Origin of the sequence: Variovorax boronicumulans, from assembly GCF_009811375.1 — a bacterium.
Classification (GTDB): Bacteria; Pseudomonadota; Gammaproteobacteria; order Burkholderiales; family Burkholderiaceae_C; genus Variovorax; species Variovorax boronicumulans.
In genome coordinates, this window is sequence record NZ_BKDH01000005.1 from 273,148 (window position 1) to 285,762 (window position 12,615).

Consider the following 12,615-nt stretch of genomic DNA (forward strand, 5'->3'; position numbering starts at 1 on the left):
TCTCCTTAGGAACCGTCGCCCGCCTTGGCAGCAGCACGAACGGCGTGAATGAAAAACTCGCGGTTGCCGTCGCCCCCGGCGATCGGGCTGTCGAACCAGCGCAGCACCTTCAGCTCGAGCGCCGCGCAGGCGTCGTGCAGGCGCTTCTCGACCACAGCGTACATCGCCTCGTCGCGCACGATGCCGCCCTTGCCGACCTGGCCGGGCTGCAGCTCGAACTGCGGCTTGACCAGCATCAGCAACTGGCCGTCGTCGGCCAGGAACTGCACCACGGCCGGCAGCACCAGCGTGAGCGAGATGAAGGACAGGTCGCCGACGATGAGATCGAAGCGCGGCTCAGGCGGGGCTTCGACGACTTCGAGCGCCTCGCCAACCTCGTCGTCCTCGCCCTCGTCCACCTGCAGGTCGGCCGGCGACAGCGCCCGCGCATTGACGCCTTCGATGGCGACCACGCGCTCGTCCTCGCGCATGCGCGCATGCAGCTGCCCGTGACCGACGTCGACGCCCACCACCTTGGCGGCGCCGTGCTGCAGCAGGCAGTCGGTGAAGCCACCGGTCGACTGGCCGACGTCCAGGCAGAGCTTGCCGGTCGGGTCCACGCCGCTGGTCTTCAGCGCACCTTCGAGCTTGAGGCCGCCACGCGACACGTAGCGTGCCTCGGCGGCGTCGGCGAGCTCGAGCTCGGCCGACTCGGGCACTTCGTCCTTGTTCTTGGCGACGTTGCGCCACGCGTCGCCCGTGCCCGCGTCACGCCAGCGCATGCCACCGGCGATGAGCCGGACCGCTTGCGAACGCGACGCGGCCAGGCCGCGCTCTACCAACAGTTGATCGGCGCGCACGCGGATCAATAGCGGTAGGTGTCCGGCTTGTAAGGGCCGTTCTTGTCCACGCCGATGTAGGCGGCTTGCGAGTCGGTCAGCTCGGTGAGCATGGCGCCGACCTTCTTCAGGTGCAGGCGCGCGACCTTCTCGTCCAGGTGCTTGGGCAGCACGTAGACCTTGCCGGCCTGGTACGCGTCGGGCTTGGTGAACAGCTCGATCTGGGCGATGGTCTGGTTGGCGAACGACGACGACATCACGAAGCTCGGGTGGCCCGTGCCGCAGCCCAGGTTCACCAGGCGGCCCTTGGCCAGCAGGATGATCTTCTTGCCGTCCGGGAAGGTGATGTGGTCGACCTGCGGCTTGATCTCTTCCCACTCGTACTTCTCGATCGACGCGACGTCGATCTCGTTGTCGAAGTGGCCGATGTTGCAGACGATGGCCTGGTCCTTCATGGCGGCCATGTGCTCGTGGCGGATCACGTCGCGGTTGCCGGTGGTGGTCACGAAGATGTCGGCCTTGTCGGCGGCGTACTCCATGGTCACGACCTTGTAGCCTTCCATGGCGGCCTGCAGGGCGTTGATGGGGTCGATTTCGGTGACCCACACCTGCGCCGACAGTGCACGCAGCGCCTGGGCCGAGCCCTTGCCCACGTCGCCGTAGCCGGCCACGCAGGCCACCTTGCCGGCGATCATCACGTCGGTGGCGCGCTTGATGCCGTCCACCAGCGATTCGCGGCAGCCGTACAGGTTGTCGAACTTGCTCTTGGTGACCGAGTCGTTCACGTTGATGGCGCGGAACAGCAGCGTGCCCTTGGCGCTCATCTCGTTCAGGCGGTGCACGCCGGTGGTGGTCTCTTCGGTCACGCCGATGATCTCGGCCGACTTGCGGGTGTACCAGGTGTCGTCCACGGCCAGCTTGGCCTTGATGGCGGCGTACAGAATGCGTTCCTCTTCGCTGGTCGGGTTGGCGAGCACGCCCAGGTCTTTTTCAGCGCGCTGGCCCAGGTGCATGAGCAGCGTGGCGTCGCCGCCGTCGTCCAGGATCATGTTCGGGCCTTCGCCCTTCGAGCCCTTGGGACCGAAGTCGAAGATGGCGTGGGTGTAGTCCCAGTAGTCCTTCAGCGACTCGCCCTTGATGGCGAACACCGGCGTGCCGGCGGCGGCGATGGCGGCGGCGGCGTGGTCCTGCGTCGAGAAGATGTTGCACGAGGCCCAGCGCACTTCGGCGCCCAGGGCTTGCAGCGTCTCGATGAGCACGGCCGTCTGGATGGTCATGTGCAGCGAGCCCGTGATGCGCGCGCCCTTCAGGGCCTGGCCCTTCGAGAACTCTTCACGGATGGCCATGAGGCCGGGCATCTCGGTTTCGGCGATCTTGATTTCCTTGCGGCCCCAGGCGGCAAGGGACAGGTCGGCAATCGCCTGGTCGGCGGTCGAGACGGGGGTGGGCTTGAGTACAGCGCTCATGAGAACTCCAAAACTGGTTTGAAAGATGCCACTGCGTACGGGGAAGAAAAACTCACCGCGAGAACAGCGGGTGAGCGTGGTTGCGATGTGGTCCGAGCCTCACGCCTGACGGCGCTGCAACGCTCCTCGGAGCGCCGGATTGTAGTCGCGGCCGCCCGGCCCGCCAATCGACCGGGGCATCCCACATCACGGAAAGCGCGGGCGCCCGCCAGGCCGGGCCGTGCGGCGCGGGCCACCCCGGGAAACTCCGCAGGCAAATCCGCGCTTGGAGCGCCCTGAGCCGCGCCGGCCCGGCGTATCGTGGCGGCGGGCCCCGGCCGCCCGGCCGCTGCCTGCATCCACCCGTTCGATTGTTTTCATCACCCGACACAGGAGATTCCGCACCATGGCCACTGCCAAGAAAGCCGCCGCGAAAAAAACCACCGCCAGCAGCGCCGGCGCGAAGCAGGCGGCGCCGTCCGCCGCGGACATGCTCGATCCGATGAAGAACCTCAAGGGCATGGCCGAGCGCCTGCAGAACCTGAACCTGACCGGCGGCGCCGGCAAGCTGCTCGACAGCGGCCGCAAGGACCTGCAGGCGCTGATGCAGGCCAACGAGAAGTCCTACCAGGGCCTGCAGACCGTGGTGCAGCGACAGACCGAGATGATCAAGACGGCCATCGCCGAATGGCAGACCGCCGCCAAGGCGATGCCGGGCAAGGACCCGAAGGAAAACCTCGCCAAGCTCGACGAGCTGGGCCGCCAGTCGTTCCAGCGCGCCGTCGACGACATCAAGGAACTGGCCACCCTGGCCGCCAAGTCGCAGGCCGACGCCTTCGACGTGGTGCGCCAGCGCATCCAGGCCAACGTGGACGAGGTCACGAAGCTGCTGCAGCGCAAGTAACAAGAAGAAAAGAAAGGCCCGCATGACCGCCGTCGCGCCCCGCACCGAACGGCGCACCCGCGCCAACGGCATCGAACTGGCCTGGGACAGCTTCGGCGACCCCGAGGCGCCGCCGCTGTTGCTGGTCATGGGCCTCGGCGCCCAGATGGTCGCGTGGGACGACGCGTTCTGCGCCGCCCTGGCGCAGGCCGGCGGCCACCACGTGATCCGCTTCGACAACCGCGACATCGGCCACTCCACCCACCTGCCGCACGCCGGCGTGCCCGACATCCAGGCGCTGATGCTGCAGGCCATGGCCGGGCGGCCGCTGCAGGTGCCCTACACGCTGCGCGACATGGCCGACGACTGCGCCGGCCTGCTCGACGCGCTGGGCATCGCGCGCGCCCACGTCGTGGGGGCGTCGATGGGCGGCGCCATCGGGCAGGAGATGGCCATCCATCACCCGGGGCGGATGCGCTCGCTCACCAGCATCATGTCGAGCACCGGCGACCCGGCCCTGCCGCCGCCCACGCCCGAGGCGCTGGCGGTGCTGTTCGCGCCCGCGCCGACCCGCTTCGAGGCCTACCTGCCGCACCACGCCAAGCTGTGGCGCGTGCTGCGCGGGCCCGACGCCTTTCCGCTCGACGAGGCGCGCGACGCCGAGCGCGCGCAACTGGCCTTCCTGCGCGGCCTCAACCCGGGCGGCGTGGCGCGGCAGCTGGCGGCCGTGTTCGCGTCGGGCAACCGCAAGCCGGCGCTGCGCGCGGTGCAGGTGCCGACGCTGGTGATCCACGGCGATGTCGATCCGCTGGTGCCCGTGGCCTGCGGCATCGACGTGGCCGAGGCCATTCCCGGTGCGACGCTGCTGCGCATTCCGCGCATGGGCCATGCGCTGCCGATCGCGATGTGGCCGCAGATCATCGAGGCCATCGCCGCGCACACCGCACGGGCGGCGCGGCGCGACGATCACTGAAGAAAAAAGCAGACACAACAACAAACCCAGACGGAGGTGTTTTTCATGAGCCAGTTTCCGTCCCTCGATCCCATGGCCCTGTGGCGCGAGCTCACGGCCCAGTGGGAAAAAAGCACCAACGAATTCGCCAACGAAGCCATGGCCTCGGACCCGTTCCGCCAGGGCATGCACGGCGGCATGAACGCCTCGCTCACCGCGCAGAAGGCGGTGGGCGACCTGATGGCGCGCTACCTCACGCTGCTGAACCTGCCCACGCGCGCCGACCTGCAGGCGCTGGGCGAGCAGCTGCACCGCATCGACGACCACCTGGCGGGCATCCGCCGCGCGCTGGAAGGCGGGGGCGGACCAGCCACACGAACGGCGCGGACCGCCGATACGGCTGCAGCGCCGCCCCGACCACGCCGCACCAAGCAGCCGCCCACGGCGGCGGCAGCGCCTGCACCGGCCGCCAAGGCCGCCGCCCCCAGGAAACGCCCCACCGGAAAGCGCCGCCCATGAGCGCGCCGCCCGACACCTTCCATCTGCCCGACATCCGCGGCGAGATCGAGCGCACGATCCAGCGCAACATCAAGGGGCTGGACTTCCTGACCTCGACCGCGCCGGCCGTCGGCCTCACGCCCAAGGACGAGATCCACCGGCGCGGCACGCTGAGCCTGTACCACTACCGCCCGATGGTCGACGAGATCTACCGCGTGCCGGTGCTCATGGTGATGGCCACCACCAACCGCGCCTACATCTTCGACCTCGCGCCGGGCCAGAGCATGGTCGAGTACCTGCTGCTCAAGGGCTACGACGTCTACGTGATGGACTGGAACGCGCCGCGCCCCGACGAGAAGCGCCTGCGCATCGAGGACTACGTGCTCGACTTCATTCCCGACTCGATCCGCCGCGTGCAGGAAAACTCGGGCGAGGAAGACGTGACCATCGCCGGCTACTGCATGGGCGGCGTGCTCTCCACGCTGTACGCGGCGCTGCACCCCGGCGGGCCGATGAAGAACCTCGCGCTCTTCACCACACCGATCGACTTCAGCCGCATGAAGCTCTTTCATGCGTGGTCCGACCGGCGCTACTTCGACGTCGACCGCCTCATCGACACCGTGGGCAACGTACCGCCCGAGATGCTGTTCGCCTCCTTCGACATGCTGCGCCCCGCCGGGCGCGGCGCCGGGCTGGTGCAGCTGTGGGACAACATGGCCAACGACGAGTTCGTCAAGTCGTACCGCATGTTCGACCGCTGGGGCGCCGAGATGCTGCCGCTGGCCGGCGAGTACTTCCGCCAGACCGTGAAGGAGCTCATGTGGGACAACAAGCTGCACAAGGGCGAGCTGGTGCTCGGCGGGCGCCCCGTGCTGCTGAAGAACATCACCGTGCCTGTGCTGCATGCGCTGGCGCAGCACGACCACATCGTGCCCTACGAGGCGGGGCAGCCGCTGATCGCCGGCATCGGCTCCACCGACAAGGAAGAGGTGGTGCTCAAGGGCGGCCACGTGAGCCTGGCGGCCGGCACCAACGCCGTGCGGCGGCTGTGGCCCAAGCTCGACGAGTGGCTGGGCGTGCGCTCCACCTGACGAAGACAACCATCGAACACCTTCCCATGACCGCATCTTCTTCCCGCACCTACCCGCGCACCGTTCCCCACGCGGACGGCGACATCGCCCTGCGCCTGATGACCGGCGCCGACGCCCCCGCCGTGCTGGCCTTCGCGCAGGCGCTGCCCGCGCACGACCTGCTCTTTCTGCCGCGCGACATCACCGAGCCCAAGGTGATGGGCGCCTGGGTCCGCGCCATCGAGCGCGGCGACATCGACAGCGTGCTCGCCGTGCGCGACGGCGCCGTGCTGGGCTGCGCCGCCGTCATCCGCGACCCGCATTCGTGGTCGGGCCACGTGGCCGAGCTGCGCGTGCTGGTGTCGCCCGCGCTGCGCGGCGGCGGCCTGGGCCAGCAGCTGGCGCAGGAGGGCTGCGCGCTGGCCTTCGCCCACGGGCAGGAAAAGATCGTCGCCCAGATGACCGTCGACCAGCGCGGCGCCATCGCCGTCTTCCAGGCCCTGGGCTTCCGGCCCGAGGCCCTGCTCACGCGCCACGTGAAGGACCGCGAGGGCAAGGCGCACGACCTCGTGGTGCTGAGCCAGGACGCGGCGCAGGTCGAGGCGCAGATGCGGGCGTACGGGGTGACGGAGGCGTTTTAGGGCATAAAGCGGGGATGAACTCGCACGCGTCGAAGAAGCCGCTCTATCGCAAGGTCAACACCAAGGCCCGAAACGTACATCACGATTTCGGCGGCGACTACCGGCATGAGCGGAACACGAAAAACAACGAACGTTCCGAAGAGACGCGACGCGCCATGCACGGAAAGCACTTGCGCGGACTCGACTACACGCCCCTGTGCCGGTTTCTCTTGTCCAAGGTCGGTGCCGACTGGGACCAAGTCCACAGCGAAGCCGTGGCGCGGCTCGACCGTCCCGAACCGATCTTCTGGCTGGTAGCCCTGCGCGAAGACGAAAAAAAGGACGTCGTCAGGATTGGCGACTCCAGCTACTACAGCGGGTTGTTTGTCGACGCCGAAGGCAAGTTGCGCGTGGTGAATCCCGCACTGGGTCCCGAACACATGACACCGACCTGCCCTTGCTGCACCCACACCTTCAACGGCATCCGCTTCGCCGGACAAAGCAAGGAAACCAGCTCGAATCCGCCGGTCGGCCCGGGCGCGCCGTCCCGTTCCGGCACGGCCTCCTAAAATCGGGGGATTCCCCTGCAGATTGCCCACCTTGTCTTTTCTCGCCGAAACCCGCCGCCGTCGCACCTTCGCGATCATTTCCCACCCTGACGCCGGCAAGACCACGCTGACCGAAAAACTGCTGCTGTTCTCGGGCGCGATCCAGATCGCCGGCTCGGTGAAGGCCCGCAAGGCCTCGCGCCACGCCACCTCCGACTGGATGGAAATCGAGAAGCAGCGCGGCATCTCGGTGGCCTCGTCGGTGATGCAGATGGTGTACCGCGAGCACGTCATCAACCTGCTCGACACGCCCGGCCACAAGGACTTCTCGGAAGACACCTACCGCGTGCTCACCGCCGTCGACTCGGCGCTGATGGTGATCGACGCGGCCAACGGCGTGGAAGCGCAGACGCGCCGGCTGATCGAGGTCTGCCGCCAGCGCGACACGCCCATCATCACCTTCGTCAACAAGATGGACCGCGAAGTGCGCGAGCCGTTGGACATCCTGGACGAGGTGGAGCGCGAGCTCGGCATGCCCTGCGTGCCCATGACCTGGCCCGTGGGTCAGGGCAAGAGCTTCCGCGGCATCATGAACCTGCGCACGCAGGCGATGACGGTGTTCGAGTCGGGCAGCGAGCGGCTGCCGCACGACTTCGAGACCATTCCGCTGAGCGAGCGCGACACGCTGACGAAGCGCTTCGGCGCCGACTTCGAGCACGCCATGGAAAGCATGGAACTGGCCACCGGCGCCTCGCCCACCTGGGACCGCGAGGCCTTCCTGGCGGGCAAGCAGACGCCGGTGTTCTTCGGCTCCGGCGTGAACAACTTCGGCGTGATGGAAGTGCTCGACGCGCTGGTCGACCTGGCGCCCTCGCCGCAGTCGCGCACCAGCACCACGCTGGTCAACCGCCAGCCGGTGGTGAAAGAGATCCAGCCCGAGGACAAGGACTTCGCGGGCGTGGTCTTCAAGGTGCAGGCCAACATGGACGCCAACCACCGCGACCGCATCGCCTTCGTGCGCATGGCCTCGGGCAAGTACACGCCGGGCATGAAGCTGAAGGTGCAGCGCACCGCGAAGGAGCTGCGCCCCACCAGCGTCGTGACCTTCATGAGCCAGCGCCGCGAGGCGGTGGAAGAGGCCTACGCGGGCGACATCGTGGGCTTCACCACGCACGGCGGCGTGCAGCTGGGCGACACCATCACCGACGGCGCGAACCTGCAGTTCACCGGGCTGCCCTTCTTCGCACCCGAGCTGTTCATGACCGTGATCCTGAAGAACCCGCTGCGCACCAAGCAGCTGCAGCAGGGCCTGGCCCAGCTCGGCGAGGAAGGCGCGATCCAGGTGTTCCGCCCCGAGGTCGGCGGCCCGATGCTGCTGGGCGCGGTCGGCCAGCTGCAGTTCGAAGTGGTGCAGCACCGCCTGAAGGCCGAGTACGACGCCGACGTGCGGCTCGAAGGCTGCCAGTACACGGGCGCGCGCTGGATCACGGCCGACACCCCGGCCGAGCTGCGCGAGTTCGTCCACGCCTACCCGGTGCGCATGGCCAAGGACGCGGCCGACACGCTGGCCTTTTTGTGCACCTCGCCGTACGACGTGCGGCTGGCGCAGGAGCGCTTTCCGAAGATCCACTTCCATCCGCTGCGCGAGCACGCGGGCTTGGCGCTGCAGAGCGCCGGCTGATCAGCTGCCCGACGAGGTGTAGTGGCGCAGCCCGAGGCGCCACGCACCGAACGCCGCCGCGAGGAACACGAAGCCCGCGAGCGGCGACACCCACCCCACCCAGACCGGCGCGCCCAGCGGATCGGGCTTGCCCAAGATCGCCAGCACCGGGTAGTACGCCACGCAGGCCAGCGGCACGATGAAGGTCAGCACGCGGCGGAACCACTGCGCATAGAGCGCCAGCGGGTACTGCGCCGCCTGCACGCCGCCGTAGGTGAGCACGTTGGCGATCTCCAGGCTCTCGACGGTCCAGAACGACAGCGTGCCCTGCAGCACGAGGATGCCGAGGAACAGCGCGATGCCACCGGCCAGGGCGAACATGGCGATTGCCACGGCGCTGGGGGTCCATGCGATGTCGGCCTGCACGGTCGCAAAGGCCAGCACGAGCAGGCCCTGCAGCAGACGGCCGAGGCGGCTGATGCGCACGTCGTGGCCCATGAGCTGCAACGCGAGCGGGCGCGGGCGCAGCAGCAACCGGTCGAAGGTGCCGGTGCGCAGGAACTCGGTGCCCAGCACGTCGAAGCCGCGGCCCAGTGCGTCGGCGAGGGCGAACATGCAGTTCACGAGGCCGTAGAACAACGCGACTTCGCCGATGCCCCAGCCCTGTACCTCGCCGAAGCGATGGAACAGCGCCCAGACGGCGACGACCTCGATGCCTGTGCCCAGGAACTGGCCGAGGGTCAGCAGCAACGCGGACGCAGGGTACCTGGCCTGGCCGCTGATGGAGGCGGCCATGAGGCGGAAGAAGAGAGGGAGGGCGCCCATCCTCAATGGCCCCCACCGCTGTTCAGGGCGCGTGCACAGGCCACCGGGTACTTCCCTCCGCGAATGTCCCCCGGGCTTCGCCCTCCTCCTTGATTTCGCTGCGGGAAGCACCCAGTGTCCTGCGCACACCGAGCGCGGTCGTGGTGCCGGTCGGTCCACCGCTGTGCGGATTGCGTCATGCCACTCATTGCTCGTAGCAGATGTCGAGCCGGATCAATGCGCCGCGGGCATCGATGCGGTCGGCGCGGAAATAGAAGCGGCCGCGGTAGCTGTCGAGGTGAAGGGGCCCGGTGACCGGGTCGCCCCAGCTCGTCACCGAGAAGCCGTGCGCACGCAACCATCCCAGCAGGGCGTCCAGGCGCTGCGGGTCGGCGTCGACGTGGATGTCTGCGTCTGCGGGCGGCGTGCCCTGTGGGTCCTGCTGCCAGCGTGCAAAGCTGCCGAACAGCGTGAAGACGTGTCCTGCGGCGCGCATGGCATCGTGCAGCGCGGCAGTGGCTGCCAGGTCGATGCGCTCGCGCTGCTTGCGAAAGACCAGCGCGTGTTCGTGGCGCCGGTCGGTGCGGGCATCGGTGTCGCTGTCGCTGTCTGCCGCATCGTGCGGATAGACCAGCACGCGCTCCTCCTCCATCGTGAAGAGCGAACCCAGGATGCGCGCGAGATCGAAGGCCAGCGGCAGCACGCGATGGCCGATCCGGAGGTTCTCCGCCATCGCGATGCAGGCGCCGCCCTCGCGCAATCCGGCGCGGACGCGGTGGAAGACGTTGCGCAGGCCATCGAGGTGCTGCGCGTAGCTCGGGCTGTCGTAGAGCTGGGAGGTTGCCTGCGCACCGGTCCAGCGGCAACCGAAGTAGGGGACGTTCGTCAGGCACAGGTCGAAGGGCGGGAGCGCGGCGTCTTCGAGCGCATCGCACGAGGCGTGCAGGAGCGTCGTGCCGTGGGCGAGGCCGTGGCGTGCCAGCCGCTCGCGGATGAGGTCGATGCGGCCTGCATCGACTTCGCAGCCCAGGGCCTGGCGCTGCTCGAGGCGTGCCGCGAGCAGCGTCGTGCCGAAACCGGCGAACGGATCGAACACCGTGTCGCCCGGTTGCGAGAACCGGCGCACGAAGGGCAGCATCTGCTCGAGCCATCCGCAATCGCGCCCGCCCATCGGGTCCCGCGCGCGCAGGTCGTCCGGCAGCCGGTAGCGCGGCGATTCATGGTCGAGCATCAGCCAGCTGTGACTGCTCATGGACAGGCCTTCGCGGTGCGCGTGTCGAGCAGCACGTCGTGCCCCGGCTCCCAGCCGGCGCACAGCTGTCCGTCGGCAAAGTAGACGAGCTTGTAGACATCGCCGGTCGCGTGGCGCGCGTGCATGGCGCCGTAGTCGGCACTTTCGAAGACGACCGTCAGGCCGCTGTCGGTGCGCAGGCGCAGGTTCCAGAAGTAGTAGCCCTCGGTGAGGCTTTCGAGGGTCCACCCGCGCGAGATGTCGGGGTCGTCGAGGCAGGCCGTCAGCAGCGCGTCCATCGAGACCCGCTGCGTGCGCAGATAGCGCGCGGTGGCGTTGTCGCGATAGCCGTCGTCGAGCCGCGAGAACTCCCGGAAGACGACGGTCCCGGCGCCGCATTGCCGTGCCCAGCCGAGGTACGCGGCCACGTCGGTCGGCTGCGCGACACCGCCGCGCTGGAGGATGCACACGAGCCGCAGCGCCACTGCATCGGCGAGCTGGCGCGCGGTGCGTTCGAACACGGCGGCATCGCCGATGGCCACCTCGGGCCGGAACCGCATGATGGCCTGGTTGACCGCGCCGTCGTGGTGGTGGCGGGACAGCTCCAGCCAGCTCATTCCGAAGCGTTGCAGCGCGCGCCGCAGCACCTCGCCCTGCGGCCCGGCAAAGCCTGCGCCGTTGGTGTAGAGCACACGGTCCTCGACCACCGGGCCTTCGCTTTCGCCCGCGGCCAGCGTGTGCAGCAGCCGAAGCATCCAGTCGGCGTCGTCGCTCGTTTCCAGGCCCGAGAGCGACCACGACAGCGGCACGCCGCGCAAGGCGCGCAGCGCGCGGGACAGGCCGTCGAAGTAGTCGGGCGCCGGACGCAGCCGGGACGCCGAGGTTCCGCCGTCGGTCTTGCGCAGGTTTTCCGAGCAGAAGCCGCAACGTGCCGAACAAGGCTTCACGGAGGCGTACGGCGTGAACGTGAGGGGCTGCGCAAGGCGCCGGGCGACGCCGCCGATCGTGTGCGTGTGCCAGCGCGCGGCCTCGTTCGAAGGCGGCGTGCGAAGGGTCACCCCGCGCACGGAGCGGCGAAGGCGTTCGAAGAGTGGGGAGCTGGCGCTGCGCGGCAGATCGGCCACGGCGATCTGGTCGATCGCGCAGGTCACGGCCCGCACGGCGAGGGGCGTCGGCGCATCGGCTTCAACGGGAATGACGGGGCGCATGGCAGGGGCGGGGTTGTCGCACCCGCCACCATACGACAGTGCTGCCTCCGAGGGCGGGAGTGGCTCCCTGAGCGCGCCCGTCACTCTAGCCACCCTGCACCTGCAGACTGCGCATCGTGCGCCCCATCGCCATCCGCCCGAACGCGACCAGCGCGACGATCCAGAAGCACTGCAGCCCCAGCGCGCCCAGCGCATGCGCGCCGCTCAGTTGTCCGAAGTAGAGCCGCGCCGGAATGTCGAACAGCCCCGCCAGCGGCTGCACCAGCAGCGCGGTCTGCCAGGCGTCGGGCAGCAGCGCCAGCGGCAGCAGGTTGCCCGAGAACACGATGACCACGGGCGTCGCCACCGCCTGGATGCCGCGCTCGTTGAGCGCCGCCGTGGTCGCCACGTTGAGCAGCATCACCATCGCGGTCGAAAGCAACAGGCCCAGCAGCACCGACAGCAGGAACGCCGCGCCGGCCATCGCGTTGGCGGGCAATTGCCAGGCCCAGTCGCCCAGCCCCACCAGCGGCAATGCGACCGCGGCGAAGGCCGCCATCAGTGCCACGCGCGGCAGCAGGCGCGCCGCGATCCAGCCGGCCGTGCGCGCGAACCACAGCGCGTAGGCGTCCACCGGGCGCAGCCGGTCGTAGGCGACGGCACCGGTGCGCGCGGCCTGCGCCACTTCGGGGTCGCCGAGCCAGGGCATGAGCACCAGCAGGCCCTGCGCGAGCCAGGTGTAGGTGATGGCCTGGGCCAGCGACATCGACGAGGCAGCGCCCGCGATGGCGCTGCCGCTGTAGAACGCGGCGAACACCATCACCTTGATGCCGCCCCACCAGCACTGCGTGGCAAAGCCCGCGAGCGCCGCCGTGCGGTACTGCAGCATCTGCAGGAAG

Annotated in this window: 13 protein-coding genes and 1 riboswitch; of the genes, 7 read left to right on the plus strand and 6 right to left on the minus strand. The window is 68.9% G+C overall.

Annotation, left to right across the window (positions count from 1 at the left end; all coding sequences use genetic code 11):
• Positions 1 to 5: 5 nt before the first annotated feature.
• Both VHAB30_RS28540 and ahcY read right to left on the minus strand, forming a co-directional pair.
• A complete protein-coding gene (locus tag VHAB30_RS28540) occupies positions 6 to 839 on the minus strand; it encodes a TlyA family RNA methyltransferase (RefSeq protein ID WP_159279420.1) in 834 nt (277 codons plus the stop codon).
• A 5-nt stretch (positions 840 to 844) separates the two neighbouring features.
• Entirely contained in the window at positions 845 to 2,284 is a 1,440-nt protein-coding gene (gene ahcY, locus VHAB30_RS28545; protein WP_070062885.1) for an adenosylhomocysteinase, read from the minus strand.
• Between the two features lie 65 nt (positions 2,285 to 2,349).
• A riboswitch (S-adenosyl-L-homocysteine riboswitch) is annotated at positions 2,350 to 2,418 on the minus strand.
• Between the two features lie 251 nt (positions 2,419 to 2,669).
• Between ahcY and phaP the strand changes: the two genes are divergently transcribed.
• The 7 genes from phaP to VHAB30_RS28580 are packed head-to-tail and all read left to right on the plus strand — an operon-like array spanning position 2,670 to position 8,515.
• The gene (gene phaP / locus VHAB30_RS28550; protein ID WP_062482351.1) at positions 2,670 to 3,167 is read left to right on the plus strand and encodes a TIGR01841 family phasin; all 498 of its coding nucleotides are present in this window, start codon (positions 2,670 to 2,672) and stop codon (positions 3,165 to 3,167) included.
• 22 nt (positions 3,168 to 3,189) lie between these two features.
• On the plus strand, positions 3,190 to 4,119 hold the full coding sequence (locus tag VHAB30_RS28555; protein WP_062482348.1) for an alpha/beta fold hydrolase: 930 nt from the start codon (positions 3,190 to 3,192) through the stop codon (positions 4,117 to 4,119).
• 45 nt (positions 4,120 to 4,164) lie between these two features.
• Positions 4,165 to 4,617: a hypothetical protein gene (locus VHAB30_RS28560; protein WP_159279421.1), complete on the plus strand. Its 453-nt coding sequence runs from the start codon at positions 4,165 to 4,167 to the stop codon at positions 4,615 to 4,617.
• The gene (locus tag VHAB30_RS28565; RefSeq protein ID WP_159279422.1) at positions 4,614 to 5,687 is read left to right on the plus strand and encodes an alpha/beta fold hydrolase; all 1,074 of its coding nucleotides are present in this window, start codon (positions 4,614 to 4,616) and stop codon (positions 5,685 to 5,687) included. The genes VHAB30_RS28560 and VHAB30_RS28565 overlap by 4 nt, the downstream gene beginning before the upstream one ends.
• Before the next feature lie 26 nt (positions 5,688 to 5,713).
• Positions 5,714 to 6,307 (plus strand): GNAT family N-acetyltransferase, encoded by a 594-nt coding sequence (locus tag VHAB30_RS28570; protein ID WP_159279423.1) that lies wholly within the window; start codon positions 5,714 to 5,716, stop codon positions 6,305 to 6,307.
• Between the two features lie 14 nt (positions 6,308 to 6,321).
• Positions 6,322 to 6,855, plus strand: a complete 534-nt coding sequence (locus VHAB30_RS28575) for a hypothetical protein (RefSeq protein WP_159279424.1) — start codon at positions 6,322 to 6,324, stop codon at positions 6,853 to 6,855.
• A gap of 31 nt (positions 6,856 to 6,886) precedes the next feature.
• The gene (locus VHAB30_RS28580; protein ID WP_159279425.1) at positions 6,887 to 8,515 is read left to right on the plus strand and encodes a peptide chain release factor 3; all 1,629 of its coding nucleotides are present in this window, start codon (positions 6,887 to 6,889) and stop codon (positions 8,513 to 8,515) included.
• On the opposite strand, the gene VHAB30_RS28585 is transcribed toward VHAB30_RS28580, so the two are convergent.
• The 4 genes from VHAB30_RS28585 to VHAB30_RS28600 form a co-directional block, all read right to left on the minus strand.
• The gene (locus VHAB30_RS28585) at positions 8,516 to 9,319 is read right to left on the minus strand and encodes an ABC transporter permease (RefSeq protein ID WP_159279426.1); all 804 of its coding nucleotides are present in this window, start codon (positions 9,317 to 9,319) and stop codon (positions 8,516 to 8,518) included.
• A 184-nt stretch (positions 9,320 to 9,503) separates the two neighbouring features.
• Positions 9,504 to 10,550, minus strand: a complete 1,047-nt coding sequence (locus tag VHAB30_RS28590; RefSeq protein ID WP_159279427.1) for a DNA methyltransferase — start codon at positions 10,548 to 10,550, stop codon at positions 9,504 to 9,506.
• Entirely contained in the window at positions 10,547 to 11,737 is a 1,191-nt protein-coding gene (locus tag VHAB30_RS28595; RefSeq protein ID WP_235926957.1) for a hypothetical protein, read from the minus strand. Before VHAB30_RS28595 ends, VHAB30_RS28590 begins: the two co-directional genes overlap by 4 nt.
• Positions 11,738 to 11,822: 85 nt before the next feature.
• Positions 11,823 to 12,605: an ABC transporter permease gene (locus VHAB30_RS28600; RefSeq protein WP_390904073.1), complete on the minus strand. Its 783-nt coding sequence runs from the start codon at positions 12,603 to 12,605 to the stop codon at positions 11,823 to 11,825.
• Positions 12,606 to 12,615: the final 10 nt, after the last annotated feature.